The 268-nt window shown below is 50.7% G+C and carries 1 protein-coding gene; it reads left to right on the top strand.

Features of this window, described 5'->3' with window-relative positions:
- Window positions 1-66: 66 nt before the first annotated feature.
- On the top strand, window positions 67-268 hold a 202-nt coding region (locus tag SB753_RS37690), incomplete at its 3' end, for a hypothetical protein (RefSeq protein ID WP_410805240.1).

Genomic DNA, 268 nt, shown 5'->3' with positions numbered 1-268 from the left:
ATCAGCGCCAGACAGCGAACTGTAGCTACTGCATTGCCTGTTACTGTCGCCAGTAAACCAGTAGCTGTGAACAGTCAGCAGCGAGCATCTGCGCAAACAATATCTGTCGGTTCCAACAGTAAGTTTACTGCCGTTAACGTAAGGTGCCGTCAATCAGCGCTGTTGCTGACTGTTTCTGCAGCGATGAGCACAAACGCTGCTCAGTCGGTTTTGCGCAGCTATGTACAGCAATTGGAAATTACAGACGAGCTGCAGGTTAGACCTGCCC

The sequence above is a fragment of the Paraburkholderia sp. SIMBA_053 genome (genome assembly GCF_046534895.1).
Taxonomy (GTDB): Bacteria; Pseudomonadota; Gammaproteobacteria; order Burkholderiales; family Burkholderiaceae; genus Paraburkholderia; species Paraburkholderia caledonica.
The sequence above is the reverse complement of the archived record's forward strand: the minus strand, read 5'-3'. Positions and strand labels throughout refer to the sequence as shown.